We start from the raw sequence: 19,647 nt of genomic DNA, 5'->3' as shown, positions 1-19,647 counted from the left end.
CGGCAATCAGCCGCTGCGCGGAAGGTCGTCCTTCGTCTCGAACCAGGAGAGGTGGCTGCCGTACCAGACATGCTGGCGCGGCGGAAAGAGGCCGGGATCGTCGAGGGTCGGCGTATTGAAGGAGATGTCATGGGGCGCCTGCCGGCCGCGATAGAGAAGCTGGCTGCCGCAGGCCTGGCAGAACTCCCGCTGGCCCCATTCGCTGGAAAGATAGATGGCAGGCTCTCCCTTGATATAGGCGAATTGCTCGGCCTGTATCCGTGCAAAAGCCTGCAACGGCGCGCCGCTGGTCCTTTGGCAGATGCGGCAATGGCAATATCCACTGTCATAAGCCTCGCCCGTCACCCGGTAGCGCAAAGCGCCGCAATCGCATCCACCTTCGGCCATATTTAACACCCTCCCCTGCAGAGTTCCCGGCGGGCCTCGACAAACGGCACCGCCGCGGTCCATCTTAGGTGGCTTGAATGTCCGGGGGAAGAATCGTCTCATGGTTGCGCGGGATTCCGCTACGAACACGCGCCCCCATCAGGCGGTGACGGCTCCGGTCGAGAACATTCAGCTAGGTGTCCTGCTGGCGATCGGTGGATATGGCATCTTTTCCGGCCAGGACGCGATTGTGAAATGGCTGGTGACGGATCATTCGATCTGGCAGATCCTGTTCGTGCGCAGCCTGACCGTCTGCCTGATCATCCTCGCTTTCGGCCGCCGCACCGCCATCGCCGGCGTCAAGCGCAGCCCCAACAAGACGAGCCTCTGTGTCCGTGCCGGCCTCATCCTGATGGCCTGGCTCTGCTACTACACCGCGGCGCGGCGCCTCGCCTTGCCCGATCTGGTGACGCTCTATTACGCTGCACCCATCTTCATCACGGTGATGTCGATCCTGTTCCTGAAGGAAAACGTAACGGCCGCGCGCTGGCTCTCGGTGATCGTGGGTTTCGCCGGTGTCCTCGTTGCCGCCAATCCGAGCGGCCGGCCGGAATTGTGGCCCGCCTTGCTGGTGCTGGTGGCCGCCATTCTCTGGGGCGGTGCCGTCATCCTGATGCGCAAGTCCATGCACAACGAAAGCTCGCTCACCCAGATGCTGTTCAGCAACGGCCTCTTCGTGCTGGTTTGCGGAGCGACGCTCTTCTGGACCTGGCAGCCAGCGGATTGGTTTTCCCTCCTCCTCATGGTGACGCTCGGCATCGGCAGTGGCATCGGCCAGTACATGCTCTATGAGAGCTTCCGCCGTGCGCCGGCTTCCGTGATCGCACCCACGGAATACACCGCCCTCGTCTGGGCGGTGATCCTGGGCTACATTGTCTGGCAGGATTTGCCGACCATCCCGGGTGTCATCGGCGCGGTACTTATCGTGCTTGCCAGCGTGATTGTGCTGGTAGCCGAACGGAAGAAGAAGCAATCATGACAACATTCGACTGGCATAGCGGTACGATCACACGGGCGACGACCATCACGAAATCCTACCGCAACACCCAGAACGTGCGGCGTTTCTTCAAGGGGCAATGCGGTGAGGATTTCAAGTTCGACCGCCCTTTCATGGCCTGGCTGAAAGACGGCAAGCCGAAGACCATGGGAGACGCCGCCGATGAATGGAAGCGGCGCGCCGCACGGTAAGCCGGCGTCACGCCTTCTCCGACACGAACCAGACATTCATCGGGTCATGGGCCAGACGCTGCATGGCGACCCGCACAAAGCCCGCATCCTTCAGCATTCTTTCCGCCGTTTCCCAGCCCCACATCGTGCCGAGACCGGCGCCGCCCTGACCCAGCGAGATCGGCGTGCAATGCGCACAGGACATGGCATAGAGCAGGCTCGCCATCGGGAAATCGAGATTGTTCTCAAGCCGGGCCGAGCCGCCGATATCCTGCATCAGATAGATTCCGCCGGGCTTCAACGCATCGTGCAAGCTTTTGATGAAGGCGGCTGGATCTTTCTGGTCATGGACCGCGTCGAAGGACGTAACGAAATCGAAGCGCGCCTTGTCGTCAAAGCCGGTGAGATCGCGCTGTTCGAAGCAGATATTGGCGAGGCCCATCTCCCGCGCGAAGCGCGTGGCAAAATCAATCGCATCGCCCCCCAGATCGTAGCCAACGAAGCGGCTTGCCGGATATCGCGCAGCCATGGCGATCAAGGCGGCACCGCGGCCGCAGCCGGCATCGAGCACGTCGATACCGGCTGCGAGACGAGCATCGATCCCCTTCGCCAGCGGCAGCACATGATCGAAGAGCGGCGCGATCACCGATTGGCCACTATCCTCGGCCATGATCTGGTGGAAGCAGGGATAATCGGCATAGCTCGTGCCGCCACCCTGGCGGAAGAGAGCTATGAGGCGCTCCTGCACCTCACCCAACAATGCCACGTGCTGGCCATAGACAGCGAGATTGCCGAGCGATCCTGCCGGCGTCAGGCAGGCGGCGTGTTCGGCGGGGAGCAGATAGGTGCCACGCTTCGGCTCGTAATGAACGACCCCGGAGGTCACCATCACCGCCAACCATTCGCGGACATAGCGTTCGGCAAGACCGGCCGCAGCGGCGATCTCGGCACTGCTTGCCGGACGCATGCCGGCCAAGGTGGCGAAGAGCCCGAGGCGATGGCCGATGGAGATCATGGCCGCGGCGGAGCCCTTGTTGATGACATCCATCACCTGCTCGGCGAAGGCACCGGCGCGGTCGGAATCAAAAGCGGGTTTGTTGGGCGAGGCGTTAAGCATGATCGGTTTCCTTCTTGGGGCGGGTGGAATGGCGCGGAACCTAGGCGCCGATCCGATCGGCCGTAAGTGCCGGATTGGACAAAAGAGAGAGTTTTCGGCCAAAGTGGGGTCATGAAAGAGCGACCCGATACAAAACCACTGCAGGTGCGCCTGCTGGCCCTGCCGGAAACCACCCCCTCAGCCCTCTATGGGCTCCTGGAGGTCCTTTCCTCCGTGGGCACGATCTGGCCGGAAATGACCGGCGAGCCGCCAGCGGGGCGGATTTTCGAGGTGGCCATCATCGCCGAGAGGCGAGCGCCCATTACCTGCGCCCTCGGCGTGCCGGTGCAACCAGGTGCCAGCTTCAGCGACAATGAAACGGTCGATATCGCTATCGTCACGGACCTCGCCATCGATCCCGAAAGCGATGCGCGGGGACGCTGGCCATTGGCGCGGGAATGGCTGCGGCGGCAATTCGACGAGGGCGCCACGATCTGCTCGGTCTGCACAGGATCGTTGCTGCTGGCAGATGCGGGCCTGCTGGAGGGGATCGAGGCGACCACCCATTGGAGTGCCGCCGGCCAGTTCGCCCGTTGCTTTCCCGCGACATTGCTGCGGCCCGAGCGAATCCTGGTCCCGGCGGGCGCGGAGCACCGCATCGTCACGAGCGGTGGCGCCGCATCCTGGGAAGAGCTGGCGCTCTACCTCATCACCCGCTTCAGCAGCCCGGTGGAGGCGATCCGGGCGGCCAAGCTGTTCGTGCTCGGCGACCGCAGCGAGGGGCAATTGCCTTTCGCTGCCCTGGGCCGACCGAAATCCCATGAAGACGCCGTCATCGCCGCCGCCCAGGATTGGCTCGGTTCGCATTACGACCAGCCGCATCCGGTGGCAGCCATGGTGGCGCGATCCGGCCTTCCCGAACGAACTTTCACCCGGCGTTTCAAGGCAGCGACCGGTTATGCGCCCGTCGATTATGTCCAGGCGCTTCGCATCGAAGAAGCCAAGCAGATGCTGGAAATCAGCAACACCGCAACGGAAGCCGTGGGAACCGCGGTGGGCTATGACGATCCGGCCCATTTCCGGCGCCTGTTCAAGCGCCGTACCGGGACCACGCCAGCCCGCTACCGACAGCGCTTTCAGGGCCTCGTGCAGGGCCCTTTTCAGGGGCCGGGCCGCGCTTAAAATCCGCCCTTCCCGCCGCCAAATTCGCCGCTAGAATGCCGGCCGACGAATACCAACACCTTAAGCCCAAGGACCATGCTCATGAGCCAGGATGCCGCCGCCCTGAAAGGCAATTGGAACTATCCCACCTCGGTCAAATTCGGTTGCGGCCGCATCAAGGAACTGCCCGATCATTGCAAGGCCCTGGGGCTGAAGCGCCCGCTGCTGGTGACCGATCCAGGCCTCGCCGGGCTTCCCATGATCAAGGACGCGATCGCGCGCAACGAGGCCGCCGGCATTCCGACCGGCCTCTTTTCCGAAGTGCAGGGCAACCCGGTCGGCAAGAATGTCGAGGACGGCCTCAAGGTCTATCGCGACGGCAAGCATGACGGCGTCATCGCCTTCGGCGGCGGCTCAGCCCTCGATGCCGCCAAGGCCATCGCCCTGATGACCGGCCAGACCCGCCCGATCTGGGATTTCGAGGATATCGGCGATTGGTGGACCCGCGTCGATCCTAACGGCATCGCGCCGATCATCGCCGTGCCGACCACGTCGGGCACCGGGTCGGAAGTAGGCCGCGCCAGCGTCATCACCGACGAGAGCACACATACCAAGAAGATCATCTTCCACCCGAAGATGCTGCCCTCGATCGTGATCGACGATCCGGAATTGACCGTGGGCCTGCCCGCCCATGTGACCGCGGCGACCGGCATGGATGCGCTTTCCCATTGCCTCGAGGCCTATTGCGCGCCGGGCTTCCACCCGATGGCGGACGGCATCGCCCTGGAAGGCATGCGCCTCGTGCAGGAGAACCTGCCGAAGGCGGTAAAGGACGGCAAGGATCTGGTGGCCCGCGCCAACATGATGATCGCCGCCACCATGGGTGCAACCGCCTTCCAGAAGGGCCTGGGCGGCATGCATGCGATCGCGCATCCGCTGGGTGCCCTCTACAACACCCATCATGGCCTCACCAATGCGGTCATCATGCCCTATGTGCTGGCCTTCAACCGCAAGGCTATCGACGAGCGCATGACGCGCCTCGCCCGCTTCATGGGCCTTGCCAATCCGGGCTTCGATGCCGTGCAGAAATGGATTCTCGATCTGCGCACCGAGATCAAGATTCCCCACACGCTGAAAGAGATCGGCGTTGACGACAAGCGCATCGACGAAGTAGCCAAGATGGCCGAAGCCGATCCGTCGGCCGGCGGCAACCCGATCAAGGTCGGCGCCAAGGAATTGGGCGAGATCTTCGTCAACGGACTTACGGGCAAGCTGGCGGCGTAACCATTCTTAACATCCAGCCCGACGATGACGATGTAGAGACAAAGCAAAACGGCCAGGAAGTTTCCTGGCCGTTTTCTTCATTTTTGGCAATTTCTGACCGATAGAGCCGCACGTTTCTTACGGTGCCGGAACGCCGTTGAGCAGTTCCGTCACCATGACGCCTGCCGCAACGCCCTGAGGATAGGTGAAACGATACTTGAGGTGCCAGTACGTCCCGGCCTGGCAGAAAAGATAGAGTTCCGAGGTCAGCGGCCCATCAGACTCTCTCAGCGCACTGGGATAACCCGGCGCCGCGATTCGATGATCGGCATCAAAGACAAGGCGATGGCCGGCGTAGTCAGGTCGTGACGGCAAGCTGAATGGACCTTCCTCGCGGACGACGCTGTTCTGATATTGCCTCAGCGCCAAATCCTTCGCCCCGTCGAAGAACTCGGCGCATTTTCTGTCACTCTCCGTTTTGGTGACAGAATAATCCGACGGGATCGAGGCGATGGGGCCGACAATCGGATAGAGATAGACCGTCGCAAAGGTCTTACCGTCTGGCGTCTGATAATTGGCACCGACATCCGCTGATTCAGCATCGAATTGGAGGACATTCGAACGAGTGAAGGGCCCAACGGTTTCGGGAAAGCTCAGCCCCAAATATTTGTGCCGGTAGGGACCCGAAACCGAGATCTCTTTTGGTTTGAACTGGGCCGAATTGGCTGTGCTTGGACTTTGGCGCGCCCCCGTTGCAGAGCAAGCGGTTAGCAGCAAAGCCAATAGAACGACACCGACGCGCATTAAAATCTCCGGTCAACATTCCTTACAATTTCTGCGATTAGATCAAGTGCTGCAACACTTATTTACATCGGCTCAAAAAAGAAAAACGGCCAGGCGATTGCCTGGCCGTTTTTATTGCTGCGACTGGTGGGCGATGACGGACTCGAACCGCCGACATTCTCGGTGTAAACGAGACGCTCTACCAACTGAGCTAATCGCCCCTCCAGCGGCTACGCCGCGCGAGCGCGGCGCAATGGAATCCTACCTCAATTGATCGCGTCCTTGAGGCCCTTGCCGGCCTTGAACTTCGGCTGCTTCGAAGCCGGGATCTGAATCTCTTCGCCGGTGCGCGGATTGCGGCCGACCGAGGCCTCGCGCTTGGCGACGTGGAAGTTGCCAAAGCCCACCAGACGGACTTCCTGCTCCGATTTCAGCGAGCGGGTGATGGCGTCGAACACGGCGTCCACCGCCTTGGCGGCGTCGGCTTTGGGAAGGCCGGTGTCCTGGGCGACTTCGGCAATAAGATCGTTCTTGTTCACGGATAACCCCTATTCATTTTCTTTTGGATTGCGGAGGCCCAATCGCCCATCCCCGTGCGAAGGCGCGCGGATATTAGAACCGGCCGGCCACAAAAAGCAATCGCGACGCCCAGGGTTTTTCCCTGAACGTCGCGATTTTATTGAGATAAATCAGAGGCGATCAGTGGGTAACGATACCCCGGTCGTCCTCTTCGCCGTCTTTTCCGACGCGATGCTCGACCTCGGGGGGCTCGACCCACTCGATCGGCGTCAACGGCGAGACCAAGGCATTCTTCAGCACTTGGTCGACAGCCTGGACCGGAATGATCTCCAGCCCCTTCTTCACATTCTCTGGAATCTCCGCGAGATCCTTTTCATTCTCGGAGGGGATCAGCACGGTCTTGATGCCGGCCCGCAATGCGGCCAGCAGCTTTTCCTTCAAGCCGCCGATGGGGAGCACGCGGCCACGCAAGGTGACCTCGCCCGTCATGGCGACATCGCGCCGCACCGGAATGCCGGTCAGCACCGAGACGATGGTGGTGACCATGGCGATACCGGCCGAGGGACCATCCTTGGGCGTCGCACCTTCCGGCACGTGCACGTGGATGTCCTTCCTGTTGAACAGGGTCGGCTTGATTCCGAATTCGATGGCACGGGACTTCACGAAGGATTCGGCGGCCTGCACCGATTCCTTCATCACGTCGCCGAGCTTGCCGGTCGCGATCACGCGGCCCTTGCCGGGCACGGTCACCGCTTCGATCGTCAGAATCTCGCCACCCACCTCGGTCCAGGCAAGGCCGGTGGTGACGCCGACCATGTCGGTCGTCTCCGCCTCGCCGTAGCGGAACTTGCGCACACCGGCATACTTGCCGAGGTTGCGGCGGTTGATGGTGACCTTCTTGAGATTCTTCATCAGAATCTCTTTGATCGACTTCCGGGCCAGATTGGCGATTTCGCGCTCCAGGCTACGCACACCAGCCTCGCGCGTGTAGTAGCGCACGAGATCGCGGATGGCGTCTTCCGACAGCACCCATTCGCCCTTCTTCAGGCCGTGGTCCTTGATCTGCTTGGGCAGCAGATGGCGCATGGCGATCTCGACCTTCTCATCCTCGGTGTAGCCGGGAATGCGGATGATCTCCATGCGGTCAAGCAAGGGCTGCGCCATGCGCAGACTATTGGCCGTGGTGATGAACATGACATCCGAGAGGTCGTAATCGACCTCCAGATAGTGGTCGTTGAAGTTCACGTTCTGCTCGGGATCCAGGACCTCCAGCAGTGCCGATGACGGATCGCCACGATAATCCGAGCCCAGCTTGTCGATCTCGTCGAGCAGGAACAGCGGATTGGACGATTTCGCCTTCTTCATCGCCTGGATGACCTTGCCGGGCATCGAGCCGATATAGGTACGGCGGTGACCGCGAATCTCGGCCTCGTCACGCACGCCGCCAAGGCTGATGCGCGAGAAGTTGCGGCCGGTGGCACGTGCGATCGACTTGCCGAGCGAGGTCTTGCCGACACCGGGCGGGCCGACGAGGCACAGGATCGGCCCCTTGATCTTCTTCTGGCGCTGCTGCACGGCCAAATATTCAAGGATACGCTCCTTGACCTTCTCCAGGCCGTAATGGTCTTCGTTCAGCACCTTCTCGGCGAGCTTGATGTCGCGCTTCACCTTCGTGGGCTTGTTCCACGGAATCGACAGGATCCAGTCGAGATAGTTGCGCACGACCGTGGCTTCGGCCGACATCGGACTCATCGAGCGCAGCTTCTTGACTTCGGCCTGGGCCTTCTCGGCGGCTTCCTTCGAGAGCTTGGTCTTCTTGATGCGCTCTTCGATCTCGGCCACCTCGTCGCGGCCTTCCTCGCCTTCGCCGAGTTCCTTCTGAATGGCCTTCATCTGCTCATTCAGATAGTACTCGCGCTGGGTCTTCTCCATCTGCCGTTTAACACGGCTGCGGATGCGCTTTTCAACCTGCAAGACGCCGATCTCGCCTTCCATGAAGGCATAGACCTTTTCCAGCCGCTCGGCGACCGAGGGGCATTCCAGGATTTCCTGCTTCTCGGGAATCTTGAGAGCGAGGTGCGAGGCCACTGTATCGGCAAGCTTCGCCGGGTCCTCGATCTGGTTGATCGAAACCAGGACCTCCGGCGGGATCTTCTTGTTGAGCTTGATGTATTGCTCGAACTGGGAGACGACCGAGCGCGCGAGCGCCTCGATCTCTTTCCCTTCATTCGGCGCATCCGGCATCACAGCCGCTTCGGCGACGAAGAACTGATCGTTCTCGACGAATTTCGTGATGCGCGCGCGCTCGCCGCCCTCGACCAGCACCTTCACGGTGCCATCAGGCAGCTTGAGCAATTGCAGGACGGTGCCGACCGTACCGACTTCGTAGATGTCGCCGGGTCCCGGATCGTCCTGCGCCGCGTTCTTCTGCGTCGCCAGGAGAATCTGCTTGTCGTCCTTCATGACGTCTTCGAGGGCGCGCACGGACTTCTCGCGGCCGACGAAGAGCGGAACGATCATGTGCGGGAAAACCACGATGTCGCGGAGCGGCAGGACGGGATAATTCTGGGTCTTTTCCGATGTGTCAGACATGTCGATTCATGCGCCTTTCTTTATGGCGGCAGACTATCCCTGGGACCTACTGGCGGCAACCTTGCGCCGTTAGCCTCGCTCGTCCTCGCTGCGGCATCTCGCTCGCCGTCGCGCATTGGACTCTCGGGTAGTAGCACTCTTGCGTTAACAATTTGGGGGGTCGCGCGAAGGCATTCAAGGGCGCTGGAATCGCAGGTCCAGGCCATTGAAAGTGCAAGATAATTTTCGGGGCATTTTCGATCGCCAACGGGATCGGGTGGAAAATTTCTCCCTTTTTCGCTTCGGAACGGAGACAAGACGAGTCGGGCAACACTGCAGGTATCTAGGCCTAATCGCGTGCTGAGCGCGAAATTTCGACCCCAAGGTCTCGACAAAGCGCGCGTGCGCTGTGCCATGATGGCGCATGGCTCGAAGCGAGGGCTCAGGGGGAAACCATGATCACATCGCTGGGACGCGCTGCCTTTCACACCACCGCTCTTTTCGTCTGCATGCTTGCACTCGCCGCCTGCGGCACGATCTTGCGCCAGGCCGCACCCGTGGCGCTGGCCGAGAAAGCGTCGATGGTCGGATTCTCCGAAATCCGTTTCTATCCCCTCACCGATCCGGCACCAGCTCGCAAGATGCTGGAAACGGCCTTCTTCACGGAGACCCCCGAGAGTTACGAAGAGCTGCCGGACGGAAGCCGCGTCTATAGCTATCTCTCCGTCTCGGGCGGCGGTTCCGACGGCGCCTTCGGTGCGGGCCTGATCAATGGCTGGACGGAAGCCGGTAGCCGGCCGCATTTCAAGGTCGTCACCGGCGTGAGCACCGGCGCACTTATTGCGCCCTTCGCCTTCCTAGGTCCGGAATACGACGCGGTGTTGAAGAAATCCTATACCACGGTTGATGCCAGCGCGATTTTCATCGTGCGATCCCTGCTTTCCATCTTGTGGGCGGAATCGCTCACCGACACGGCGCCGCTGAAATCGATGGTCGCGTCCTATATCGACGAAAAGGTCCTGGACGCCATCGCCAAGGAACATGCCAAGGGCCGGCGCCTGCTGGTGGCGACCAGCAATCTCGACGCCGAGCAGCCGGTGATCTGGGACATGGGTGCCATCGCCAGCAGCAAGGACAAGAAGCGCCTGGATCTCTTCCGCACGATCATGGTGGCTTCGGCTTCGATCCCCATGGTGTTTCCACCGGCCATGATCAACGTCGACATCGACGGCAATCCCTACGACGAAATGCATGTGGATGGCGGCGTCTTCCTGCAATCCTTTTCCATCGCTTCGGTGCTCGACCTCGACCGCGCCATCGCAGAGGCACATCCGGATTTCAAGGGCAAGGTCGTGCAGCGCCTCTATGTCATCCGAAACGGCCGCGTGACGCCGGAGCCGAGAGCGGTCGATCGCTCGCTCGGCAGCATCACAATGCGGGCGATCGGCACCATGCTGAAGATGTCCGGCGTCAACGACCTCTACCGCCTTTACCTCAGCAGCCTCCACGACAATGTCGAGTTCCGCTTCATTGCCATCCCGCCGGAATTTGAAACGAAAACCAGCGAGCAATTCGTCGAGGAAGAGATGATCCGGCAGTATGATTTCGGTCGCGAGATGGCCTTGTCGGGCATTCCCTGGAGGACCACACCGCCCGGCTATACGCCCGAATGATGGGTGACAATCGTTGGCACAAGGCCGTCCGCATTCTTGGACTGGCGTTCCTATGGCTAATAGCGATCGCCCTAACCTTCTGGGCGGTGTTGGCCCTGGTGATCGATCTTCCCGTCGCCGCATTGCGCATTCCGGCCGGCATCGCCTATGTCCTGGTGATTCTTGGCCTGATGTTCTGGCTGCGCGGACAATACAAAGTGCTGGTGCCGCTCATCGGCTTCGGTCTCGTTCTTGCCTGGTGGCTGACGCTTTCGCCCAGCAACGACCGCGCGTGGCAGAAAGATGTCGACCGCACGGCCTGGGCCGAGATCGAGGGCGACAAAATCACGATCCATAACCTCCGCAACTTCGACTACCGCAGCGAGACCGATTACACCCCGCATTGGGAAACGCGCGTGGTCGATGCCAGCCAGATCAGCGCCGCCGATATCTTCATCACCTTCTGGGGTTCACCCTGGATCGCGCATCCGATCATCAGCTTCCAGTTTTCGGACGGACAGCATGTTGCCTTCTCGATCGAGACGCGTAAGGAAACAGGTGAGGTCTACTCCGCCCTGCTGGGTTTCTTCCGCCAGTATGAGCTGATCTACACAATTGCCGACGAACGCGATGTCATCCGCCTGCGCACCAATTACCGGATCGGCGAGGAGGTCTATCTCTATCGAACGACCGCTACGCCGGTCGAGGCGAAAGCCATCTTCCTCGATTATATCGCCAGCATGAACGCTCTTCATGAGCGCCCGGCCTTCTACAATGCAATCACCAGCAATTGCACGACCAATATCCGTATCCATACGGCGGCGGTGGAACATTCGGTCCTGCCCGCCTGGGATTGGAGGCTGCTCCTGAACGGCAAGGGCGACGAATATGCCTATCAGCATGGGCGTCTTGCCGGCGGCCTCCCCTTCGCCGAACTGAAGACGCAGGCACATATCAACGACGCCGCCCATGCCGCCGACCAGGCGGCGGATTTCTCAACGCAGATCCGCCGCAACCGGGCCGGATTCTAAGTTAGACCACCAGATAGCGGCGGATATCGGCTTCCACCATGTCGGTCTTGTCGCCGGCGAGGACGACTTCGCCCCGTTCCAGCACGGCAAAGCGATCGGCAAGATCGCGGGCGAATTCGAAATATTGCTCGACCAGCAGGATCGCCATGTCGCCGCGCTCGCGCAGGAAGGTGATGGCGCGGCCGATATCCTTGATGATCGAAGGCTGAATTCCTTCCGTCGGCTCATCGAGCACAAGCAGACGGGGCCGCATGACAAGGGCGCGGGCAATCGCCAATTGCTGTTGCTGACCACCGGAAAGGTCGCCACCGCGCCGCCGCTGCATGTCCTTGAGGATGGGGAAGAGCTCGTAGAGATAATCGGGCACGTTGCGCTCGGCCCGCTTCAATCCGGCATAGCCGGTCTCCAGATTCTCGCGCACGGTCAATTGCGGAAAGATCTCGCGACCCTGCGGCACATAACCGATCCCCAGTCGCGCCCGTTCCGCCGCCTTCATGGCAGAGATGTCGCGGCCGTCCCAGGTGATGGTACCCGCGGCGATCGGCTGATGGCCGACAATGGCGCGCAGCAAGCTCGACTTCCCGACACCGTTGCGACCCATCAGGCAGGTGACCTGTCCCGGCACGGCCGTCACCGAGACGCGCCGCAACGCCTGGGCGGCGCCATAGAAGAGATCGACATTGGCGACATCGAGCATGTTCAGCGTCCCAGATATACTTCGACCACGCGGGGATCCGCGCTGACATGATCGAGGCTGCCTTCCGCCAGGACCGATCCTTCATGCAAGACCGTTACCTTGACGTCGAGATCGCGCACGAAGGCCATGTCGTGCTCAACCACCACAACGGAACGAGTCAACGCGATGTTGCGCAGCAATTCCGCGGTCTGTGCCGTTTCGGTATCGGTCATGCCGGCGACCGGCTCGTCGACCAGCAGCAATTTCGGGTCCTGCGCCAGCAGCATGCCGATTTCCAGCCATTGCTTCTGGCCGTGGGAGAGCGCACCGGCCGGCACATCGCGGCGATGACCAAGGCGAATGGTTTCAAGGATTTCCTCAATTTGTTGAGCACCACGGCCCGGCGTCATGAAAAGGACCGGAAATGGATCGCGGCTGCCAGCCAGCGCCAGATCGAGATTGTCCCAGACCGTGTGGTTCTCGAACACGGTCGGCTTCTGGAACTTACGACCGATGCCGAGTTGCGCGATCTCGGCCTCGTTCAACAAGGCAAGATCGATACGACCGTCATAAAGCGCCGTGCCGGTATCGGCCTTGGTTTTGCCCGTGATGACATCCATCATGGTGGTCTTGCCGGCACCATTGGGACCGATGATCGCCCGCATCTCGCCACGCCGGACCAGGAGGGAAAGGTTGTTGAGCGCCTTGAAGCCGTCGAAGCTGACGCTGATGCCATCGAGGTAAAGCAGGGTATCGGTGAGTTCTTCGCGCATTTTACCCGCCTATTCCGCCGATTTCGGGTCGGCGACCGGTAGGCTTTCCGGTATCGCCGCGGGAAGCTTGGGCCTCTTCAGCTTGGCCAGGAGGCCGATTACGCCCTTGGGCATGAACAGGGTTACCGCGACGAACAAGCCGCCCAATGCGAAAAGCCAGATATCCGGCAGCACAGCGGTGAAATAGGTCTTCGCGAAATTGACCAGAACGGCGCCAATGATCGGCCCGACCAGCGTGCCGCGGCCGCCGACGGCGACCCAGATCACGGTTTCGATCGAATTCGCCGGGTCGAATTCGCCGGGATTGATGATACCGATCTGCGGCACGTAGAGTGCCCCCGCGACCCCGGCCATCGCTGCCGAAATGACGAAGACAAAGAGCTTGTAGCGCTCGACCGGATAGCCCAGGAACCGCGTGCGGCTCTCGGCATCGCGGATCGCCACGAGGACCTTGCCGAGTTTGGATCGAATGATGAAACGGCAGAGCAGAAAACCGAGGCCCACGGCAAGCGCGGTCAGCGCAAAGAGCGTTGCGCGCACGCCATCGGATTGCAGCGAGGCCCCGAGGATATCCTTGAAATCGCTGAAACCGTTATTGCCACCGAACCCCATATCGTTGCGGAAGAAGGCCAGCATCAGGGCAAAGGTCATGGCCTGGGTGATGATCGATAGATAGACGCCGGTGACACGGGAGCGGAACGCGAACCAGCCGAGCACGAAGGCGAGCGCTGCCGGGGTCACCAGAACCATCAGGGCGGCAAACCAGAACTGGTCGAAGCCGTACCAGTACCAGGGCAGTTCCTGCCAGTTGAGGAAGACCATGAAATCGGGAAGCTCGGCGTTGCCATAGACGCCGCGACTGCCGATCTGGCGCATCAGATGCATGCCCATGGCGTAACCACCCAGCGCAAAGAAGGCGCCGTGACCGAGCGAGAGAATGCCGCAATAACCCCAAATGAGGTCGACCGAGAGAGCAAGCAATGCATAGCAAAGATACTTGCCGAGCAACGTCACTGCATAGGTCGGTATATGGAGCGCATGATCGGCCGGCACCAGCAGGTTGAGACCGAGCACAATGGCGGTCACCAGGGCGAGAACACCAAGGACGACGGGACTGAGGCGGTCGGCGATCATGATTCCACCGCCCTGCCCTTCAGTGCGAACATGCCCCGCGGCCGGATCTGGATGAAGAGAATGATGAAGGCGAGGACCAGGATCTTGCCCAGTACCGCGCCGGCATAGGGTTCCAGGAATTTGTTGACGATGCCCAGAGTGAAGGCACCCACGAGGGTGCCCCAGAGATTGCCGACGCCACCGAAGATCACGATCATGAAGCTATCGATGATATAGCCCTGGCCGAGATTGGGGCTGACATTGTCGATTTGCGAGAGGGCCACACCGGCAAGACCGGCAACGCCGGAGCCGAGTGCAAAGGTGAGCGAATCCACCCGGCCGGTACGGATACCCATGGAGGCCGCCATCTGCCGGTTCTGGGTGACGGCGCGCATCTGCAGACCGATCGGCGTGCGTTTCAGCAAGGTCAGCAGCGCCACGAAGACGGTGAGGCCGAAGATGACGATCCAGAAGCGGCCATAGGTGAGCGCCAGGCCGCCCAGCTCGATCTGTCCGGACATCCAGGCGGGGCTCGCCACCTCGCGATTGGTGGGGCCGAAAATCGAGCGCACCAATTGCTGCAGGATGAGAGAGAGACCCCAAGTCGCCAGCAGTGTTTCCAGCGGGCGTCCGTAAAGAAAGCGGATCACTGTCCGCTCGATCGCAAAGCCGAAGGAACCAGCAACCAGGAATGCCAGAGGCGTCGCAAAAACCAGCGTGAATTCAGAGAGCCCCGGCGCGTAACTGCGCACCAGGGTTTGAGTGACGAAGGTCGTATAGGCGCCCAGCATGACCATTTCGCCATGGGCCATGTTGATGATGCCCATGACGCCGAAGGTGATGGCAAGGCCGATCGCCGCCAGCAGGAGGACCGAGCCCAGCGACACGCCATAGACGATGTTCTGCAGGGCCGCCCACCAGGCGAGATCGGATTCGATCTTGGCAAGGCGTGCCGCCGCGGCGTCGCCCAGCGAACCACCGCGTGCCGCGACATTGTTGAGGAGTGCGAGCGAATCCTGCCCGCCCCGCGCCGCGACGATGTCGAGGGCCATCAACTGCGCCTCGGGAGTTACACCCTCGCTGTTGATCAGGATCGCGGCGCGCGCCTGTTCGAAGGCGAGCTTGATGGCTGGATCTTCTTCGGCGGTGAGCGCCGCCTCGACCGCCGACAAGGCGGTAGAATCGCCGCTGTTGAAGATAGTTTCGGCGGCCGCGCGGCGCGCCTGCGGGTCGGGGCTCATCAAGGTAAGCCCGCCCAGAGTATCGCGGATCGCGCGACGAATCTTGTTGTTGACCTTGATCTTCTCGATTTCGCCGCCGGCGGCCATGCCGAGATCGGCACCGTCGCGCGGATTGAGGAGCTTGTAATCGCTGCCAGTCTTCTCTCCCTTCACGACCTTCCCGTCGCTCTTGCGGGTGTAGAGGTCGCCTTCGGCGAGCGCTTCCAGCACGGATGTGACGCCGGGATCGCCGGTGGCGGCGAGGGTCGATATGGTAACTTCCAATTCCTTGAAGCCACCGACACCCAGGGCATCCACCAATTGGTCGATGTCATCCGCGCGCGCCGGGGCAAGCAGACAAAAGCACAGGAAAATGCCAACGAGAGCCGTTCTGAAGTGCAAATTCAAACGCATGTGCGACCTGGATCAGAGGGAAAGACCGGGGCGAATGGCGGGGGTAACACCATTCGTCCCGGTATCAGTCGCGCGAGGTTAGTTCGTGGCCTGCCCGCTGCATTTACCCGACCCCACGTTGAAATTGCCGCAGGACAAAGGTGCCCGCCAATCGGCGATCAAATCCTTGCTATCCGGCAGGAAGTCCGACCATTCGTCGCCAGCCACGAGGCCCGGGGTCTGCGAAACGATTTCGAATTGGCCGTCTGCCTGGATTTCACCAATCAGCACCGGCTTGGTGATGTGGTGGTTGGGCAGCATGGCCGAATAGCCGCCGGTGAGGTTCGGCACGGCCACACCGACCAGCGCATCGACAACGGCATCGGTATCGGTCGTGCCTGCTTTCTCGACCGCCTTCACCCACATGTTGAAGCCGATGTAGTGAGCTTCCATCGGGTCGTTGGTGACGCGTTTGTCGCTCTTGATGAAGGTTTGCCACGCCTTGATGAACTCTTCGTTCTCAGGCGATTCAACGCTCATGAAATAGTTCCAGGCGGCCAGATGCCCGACCAGCGGCGTCGTATCGATGCCGGCCAGTTCTTCTTCGCCGACCGAGAAGGCGACGACCGGGATGTCCTCGGCCTTGATGCCCTGATTGCCGAGCTCCTTGTAGAACGGCACGTTGGCGTCACCGTTCACGGTCGAGACGACGGCGGTCTTCTTGCCAGCGCTGCCGAACTTCTTGATCGCGGCTACTTCAGTCTGCCAATCGGCAAAGCCGAACGGCGTGTAATTGACCATGATGTCTTCGGGCTTCACACCCTTGGCCTGAAGATAGGCTTCGAGGATCTTGTTGGTGGTGCGCGGATAGACGTAATCGGTGCCTTCCAGCACCCAGCGCTCGACGCCTTCCTGCTCCATCAGATAATCGACGGCGGGAATAGCCTGCTGGTTGGGGGCGGCGCCGGTATAGAAGATGTTCTTGGAGGATTCCTCGCCCTCGTATTGCACCGGATAGAACAGGACGCTGTTCAGCTCTTCGAAAACCGGCAGGACGGATTTCCGCGAGACGCTGGTCCAGCAGCCAAAGACCGCCGCCACCTTCTGCGCGCTGATCAGTTCGCGCGCCTTTTCCGCAAAGAGCGGCCAATCCGAGGCGGGATCGACCACCACCGCTTCCAGCTTCTTGCCGAGCAAGCCGCCTTTCTTGTTCTGCTCCTCGATCAGCATCAGCATGACGTCCTTCAGCGTGGTTTCGCTGATCGCCATGGTGCCAGAGAGCGAGTGGAGAATGCCGACCTTGATGGTCTCTTCCGCCTTGGCTGGAATGGCCGAGAGCGCGAGACACACTAATCCAGTACCGATCGCGGCCCTCGCCGCCCGGAACGTTGCCATGCCCTGTTCTCCTGTTTTTATGTCGTCGTTTTTATGGGGGTCGATGCCATGAGGCTGGATCGACCCTGATTGCTGCATAGCAATATCAATGCCATCAGGAATTGTACCGATGGGCAAAGCGCCACACGCTGAATTGCGATTTTGTTACAGCCGGATAAAGAAGCGACTCAGCAAAACGGTCAAGAATTACGCTGGACCGATCTGCATGCAATTTGTGCAGTTGCGAGCGCTTGCATCAGATTTGGGCAAAATGCAAAAGGCCGCACCCGGAGGCGCGGCCTTTTGTTCCAGACGATGAGGAAGCGTCAGGCGCCGGTCGATACGTCGCCGCGGCGATCCGTGTAGATGTAAAGCGGCTTCGCTTTGCCCTCGACCACTTCGCGGCTGATGACGATGGCTTCGACGCCATCGAGGCCGGGGAGTTCGAACATCGGCTCAAGGAGGATCGATTCCATGATCGAGCGCAGGCCGCGGGCGCCGGTCTTGCGCGCGATTGCCCGGCGGGCGATCGCCCCCAGAGCATCCTCGGCGAATTCGAGACGCACGTCTTCCATCTCGAAGAGGCGCTGATACTGCTTCACCAGCGCGTTCTTGGGCTCGGTCAGGATCTTCACCAAAGCCGGCTCATCGAGATCCTCGAGCGTCGCCACGACCGGGAGACGGCCCACGAATTCGGGAATGAGACCAAACTTCAGCAGATCCTCGGGCTCGACTTCCTTCAAGATCTCACCGGTCCCGCGCTCATCCGGGCCACGCACGTCGGCACCGAAGCCGATCGCCGAACCCGAACGGCCGCGCTGGCCGATGATGCGGTCGAGGCCGGCAAAGGCGCCGCCGCAGATGAACAGAATGTTGGTGGTGTCGACCTGCAGGAATTCCTGCTGCGGATGCTTGCGGCCGCCCTGCGGCGGCACGGAGGCAACGGTGCCTTCCATGATCTTCAGGAGCGCCTGCTGCACACCCTCGCCCGACACGTCGCGGGTGATCGAGGGATTGTCCGACTTGCGGCTGATCTTGTCGACTTCGTCGATATAGACGATGCCGCGCTGCGCGCGCTCGACATTATAATCGGCTGCCTGGAGCAGCTTCAGAATGATGTTCTCGACATCCTCGCCGACATAACCGGCTTCGGTGAGGGTCGTGGCATCGGCCATGGTGAAGGGCACGTCGATAATGCGTGCCAGCGTCTGCGCCAGCAACGTCTTGCCGCAGCCCGTGGGGCCAACCAGCAGGATGTTCGACTTCGCCAATTCGACGTCGTTGTTCTTACCGAGATGGGCAAGGCGCTTGTAATGATTGTGCACCGCCACGCTGAGGATGCGCTTGGCATGCATCTGGCCGATCACGTAATCGTCCAGCACCTTGCAAATGTCCTTGGGGCTCGGCACACCGTCGCGGGACTTGACCAGGGTGGTCTTGTGCTCCTCGCGGATGATGTCCATGCAAAGCTCGACGCATTCGTCGCAGATGAACACCGTCGGGCCGGCGATGAGCTTGCGCACCTCATGCTGCGACTTGCCGCAGAAGGAGCAATAGAGGGTATTTTTGGAGTCACCGCTGGCGGATTTATTCATTTCCGATCCATTCGAGCTTCGGGCGTCCTTGATTCAATTCACTGAATCGCCCCGTCAAGGGTCAATTTAGCCCCCCGCTTTCCGATAGCACAACGACATTCTGCGCCATTCTGCGGTCGGGACGGGGCTTTCTGCATCGACGGGTGGTACCGGCGCCCTGCCGGCAACCACCATTCGCTGCTTATTCTAGATGGGTTTCATCCACAAAAGGTTAAGGCCCGGCCCGCCAGAAAAGGCGAACCGGGCCATACCCTTAGCAGCGATATGGACTAGCCCATCAGTACCGGAAGGCGGCACTCAGCGCTTGTCCTTGGTGTCTTCGCCCACTTCGCGCTGGGTCACGACCTGGTCAATGAGGCCGAATTCCTTGGCTTCGTCCGGGGTCATGTAGCGGTCGCGTTCCATCGCCTGTTCGATCGTGGCGAGGTCCTGGCCGGTATGCTTCACATAGATCCGGTTGAGGCGATCGCGCGTGCGCAGGATTTCCTTGGCGTGGATTTCGATATCCGTCGCCTGGCCCTGATACCCGCCCGAGGGCTGGTGGATCATGATGTTCGAATGCGGCAGGCTGAAACGCTTGTCCTTCGAACCCGCGGTCAGCAGGAGCGAGCCGGCCGAAGCTGCAAGGCCGATGCAGACCGTCGAGATTTCCGGCTTGATGTATTGCATGGTGTCGTACATCGCGAGGCCCGACGACACGACGCCGCCCGGCGAGTTGATGTAGATCGAGATCTCCTTGCTGGGATTCTCGGATTCCAAGAACAGGAGCTGCGCGCAGACGACGCTGGCCATGCCGTCATTGACGGGACCGACGAGGAAAATGATGCGCTCCTT

The 19,647-nt window shown here is 60.8% G+C and carries 18 protein-coding genes and 1 tRNA gene; 6 read left to right on the top strand and 13 right to left on the bottom strand.

All coding sequences use genetic code 11. From position 1 onward, the window contains the following. Positions 1-6: 6 nt before the first annotated feature. Entirely contained in the window at positions 7-387 is a 381-nt protein-coding gene (locus tag ACE3PR_RS16330; protein WP_374374067.1) for a GFA family protein, read from the bottom strand. A gap of 100 nt (positions 388-487) precedes the next feature. On the opposite strand from ACE3PR_RS16330, the gene ACE3PR_RS16325 reads away from it, so the two are divergent. Beyond that, a complete protein-coding gene (locus ACE3PR_RS16325) occupies positions 488-1,405 on the top strand; it encodes a DMT family transporter (RefSeq protein WP_374374065.1) in 918 nt (305 codons plus the stop codon). Next, a complete protein-coding gene (locus ACE3PR_RS16320) occupies positions 1,402-1,614 on the top strand; it encodes a DUF6434 domain-containing protein (RefSeq protein WP_374374063.1) in 213 nt (70 codons plus the stop codon). Before ACE3PR_RS16325 ends, ACE3PR_RS16320 begins: the two co-directional genes overlap by 4 nt. Positions 1,615-1,621: 7 nt before the next feature. On the opposite strand, the gene ACE3PR_RS16315 is transcribed toward ACE3PR_RS16320, so the two are convergent. Continuing rightward, the gene (locus ACE3PR_RS16315; protein ID WP_374374061.1) at positions 1,622-2,710 is read right to left on the bottom strand and encodes a class I SAM-dependent methyltransferase; all 1,089 of its coding nucleotides are present in this window, start codon (positions 2,708-2,710) and stop codon (positions 1,622-1,624) included. 111 nt (positions 2,711-2,821) lie between these two features. Here ACE3PR_RS16315 and ACE3PR_RS16310 point away from each other — a divergent pair, with 111 nt between their 5' ends. Together ACE3PR_RS16310 and ACE3PR_RS16305 are read left to right on the top strand one after the other, a co-directional pair. After that, entirely contained in the window at positions 2,822-3,871 is a 1,050-nt protein-coding gene (locus ACE3PR_RS16310) for a GlxA family transcriptional regulator (RefSeq protein WP_374374059.1), read from the top strand. 81 nt (positions 3,872-3,952) lie between these two features. Further along, entirely contained in the window at positions 3,953-5,134 is a 1,182-nt protein-coding gene (locus tag ACE3PR_RS16305) for an iron-containing alcohol dehydrogenase (RefSeq protein ID WP_374374057.1), read from the top strand. Between the two features lie 117 nt (positions 5,135-5,251). On the opposite strand, the gene ACE3PR_RS16300 is transcribed toward ACE3PR_RS16305, so the two are convergent. The 4 genes from ACE3PR_RS16300 to lon form a co-directional block, all read right to left on the bottom strand. Next, positions 5,252-5,917, bottom strand: coding sequence for a hypothetical protein (locus ACE3PR_RS16300; RefSeq protein WP_374374055.1), 666 nt, complete (start codon positions 5,915-5,917; stop codon positions 5,252-5,254). 124 nt (positions 5,918-6,041) lie between these two features. Next, positions 6,042-6,117, bottom strand: a tRNA-Val gene (locus ACE3PR_RS16295). A gap of 45 nt (positions 6,118-6,162) precedes the next feature. Beyond that, entirely contained in the window at positions 6,163-6,435 is a 273-nt protein-coding gene (locus ACE3PR_RS16290; protein ID WP_374374054.1) for an HU family DNA-binding protein, read from the bottom strand. A gap of 160 nt (positions 6,436-6,595) precedes the next feature. Further along, positions 6,596-9,007 (bottom strand): endopeptidase La, encoded by a 2,412-nt coding sequence (lon, locus tag ACE3PR_RS16285; RefSeq protein ID WP_374374051.1) that lies wholly within the window; start codon positions 9,005-9,007, stop codon positions 6,596-6,598. A gap of 434 nt (positions 9,008-9,441) precedes the next feature. Between lon and ACE3PR_RS16280 the strand changes: the two genes are divergently transcribed. Together ACE3PR_RS16280 and ACE3PR_RS16275 are read left to right on the top strand one after the other, a co-directional pair. After that, positions 9,442-10,659: a patatin-like phospholipase family protein gene (locus tag ACE3PR_RS16280; protein WP_374374048.1), complete on the top strand. Its 1,218-nt coding sequence runs from the start codon at positions 9,442-9,444 to the stop codon at positions 10,657-10,659. 98 nt (positions 10,660-10,757) lie between these two features. Then, positions 10,758-11,669 (top strand): DUF4105 domain-containing protein, encoded by a 912-nt coding sequence (locus ACE3PR_RS16275; protein ID WP_374374046.1) that lies wholly within the window; start codon positions 10,758-10,760, stop codon positions 11,667-11,669. 1 nt (position 11,670) lies between these two features. Here ACE3PR_RS16275 and urtE read toward each other — a convergent pair whose 3' ends face one another. The 7 genes from urtE to ACE3PR_RS16240 form a co-directional block, all read right to left on the bottom strand. After that, positions 11,671-12,366: an urea ABC transporter ATP-binding subunit UrtE gene (gene urtE / locus ACE3PR_RS16270; protein WP_374374044.1), complete on the bottom strand. Its 696-nt coding sequence runs from the start codon at positions 12,364-12,366 to the stop codon at positions 11,671-11,673. A 2-nt stretch (positions 12,367-12,368) separates the two neighbouring features. Then, positions 12,369-13,118, bottom strand: a complete 750-nt coding sequence (gene urtD, locus ACE3PR_RS16265) for an urea ABC transporter ATP-binding protein UrtD (protein ID WP_374374042.1) — start codon at positions 13,116-13,118, stop codon at positions 12,369-12,371. A gap of 9 nt (positions 13,119-13,127) precedes the next feature. Next, on the bottom strand, positions 13,128-14,252 hold the full coding sequence (gene urtC, locus ACE3PR_RS16260) for an urea ABC transporter permease subunit UrtC (RefSeq protein ID WP_374374039.1): 1,125 nt from the start codon (positions 14,250-14,252) through the stop codon (positions 13,128-13,130). After that, complete coding sequence (gene urtB, locus ACE3PR_RS16255) at positions 14,249-15,865, bottom strand: urea ABC transporter permease subunit UrtB (protein WP_374374037.1); 1,617 nt, start codon at positions 15,863-15,865, stop codon at positions 14,249-14,251. Before urtB ends, urtC begins: the two co-directional genes overlap by 4 nt. A gap of 78 nt (positions 15,866-15,943) precedes the next feature. Beyond that, positions 15,944-17,239: an urea ABC transporter substrate-binding protein gene (urtA, locus tag ACE3PR_RS16250; protein ID WP_374374035.1), complete on the bottom strand. Its 1,296-nt coding sequence runs from the start codon at positions 17,237-17,239 to the stop codon at positions 15,944-15,946. 305 nt (positions 17,240-17,544) lie between these two features. Continuing rightward, entirely contained in the window at positions 17,545-18,813 is a 1,269-nt protein-coding gene (gene clpX / locus ACE3PR_RS16245; protein ID WP_374374033.1) for an ATP-dependent Clp protease ATP-binding subunit ClpX, read from the bottom strand. A 297-nt stretch (positions 18,814-19,110) separates the two neighbouring features. Further along, positions 19,111-19,647: ATP-dependent Clp protease proteolytic subunit (locus ACE3PR_RS16240; RefSeq protein WP_374374031.1), on the bottom strand; the 537-nt coding region annotated here is incomplete at its 5' end.

The organism is Dongia sp., assembly GCF_041909655.1.
GTDB lineage: Bacteria > Pseudomonadota > Alphaproteobacteria > Dongiales > Dongiaceae > Dongia.
The sequence above is the reverse complement of the archived record's forward strand: the minus strand, read 5'-3'. Positions and strand labels throughout refer to the sequence as shown.

Coding starts and splice junctions, on each gene's coding strand:
- ACE3PR_RS16330 (WP_374374067.1), bottom strand. CDS start 387: ATGGCCGAAGGTGGATGCGATTGCGGCGCTTTGCGCTACCGGGTGACG.
- ACE3PR_RS16325 (WP_374374065.1), top strand. CDS start 488: ATGGTTGCGCGGGATTCCGCTACGAACACGCGCCCCCATCAGGCGGTG.
- ACE3PR_RS16320 (WP_374374063.1), top strand. CDS start 1,402: ATGACAACATTCGACTGGCATAGCGGTACGATCACACGGGCGACGACC.
- ACE3PR_RS16315 (WP_374374061.1), bottom strand. CDS start 2,710: ATGCTTAACGCCTCGCCCAACAAACCCGCTTTTGATTCCGACCGCGCC.
- ACE3PR_RS16310 (WP_374374059.1), top strand. CDS start 2,822: ATGAAAGAGCGACCCGATACAAAACCACTGCAGGTGCGCCTGCTGGCC.
- ACE3PR_RS16305 (WP_374374057.1), top strand. CDS start 3,953: ATGAGCCAGGATGCCGCCGCCCTGAAAGGCAATTGGAACTATCCCACC.
- ACE3PR_RS16300 (WP_374374055.1), bottom strand. CDS start 5,917: ATGCGCGTCGGTGTCGTTCTATTGGCTTTGCTGCTAACCGCTTGCTCT.
- lon (WP_374374051.1), bottom strand. CDS start 9,007: ATGTCTGACACATCGGAAAAGACCCAGAATTATCCCGTCCTGCCGCTC.
- ACE3PR_RS16280 (WP_374374048.1), top strand. CDS start 9,442: ATGATCACATCGCTGGGACGCGCTGCCTTTCACACCACCGCTCTTTTC.
- urtE (WP_374374044.1), bottom strand. CDS start 12,366: ATGCTCGATGTCGCCAATGTCGATCTCTTCTATGGCGCCGCCCAGGCG.
- urtD (WP_374374042.1), bottom strand. CDS start 13,118: ATGCGCGAAGAACTCACCGATACCCTGCTTTACCTCGATGGCATCAGC.
- urtC (WP_374374039.1), bottom strand. CDS start 14,252: ATGATCGCCGACCGCCTCAGTCCCGTCGTCCTTGGTGTTCTCGCCCTG.
- urtB (WP_374374037.1), bottom strand. CDS start 15,865: ATGCGTTTGAATTTGCACTTCAGAACGGCTCTCGTTGGCATTTTCCTG.
- urtA (WP_374374035.1), bottom strand. CDS start 17,239: ATGGCAACGTTCCGGGCGGCGAGGGCCGCGATCGGTACTGGATTAGTG.
- clpX (WP_374374033.1), bottom strand. CDS start 18,813: ATGAATAAATCCGCCAGCGGTGACTCCAAAAATACCCTCTATTGCTCC.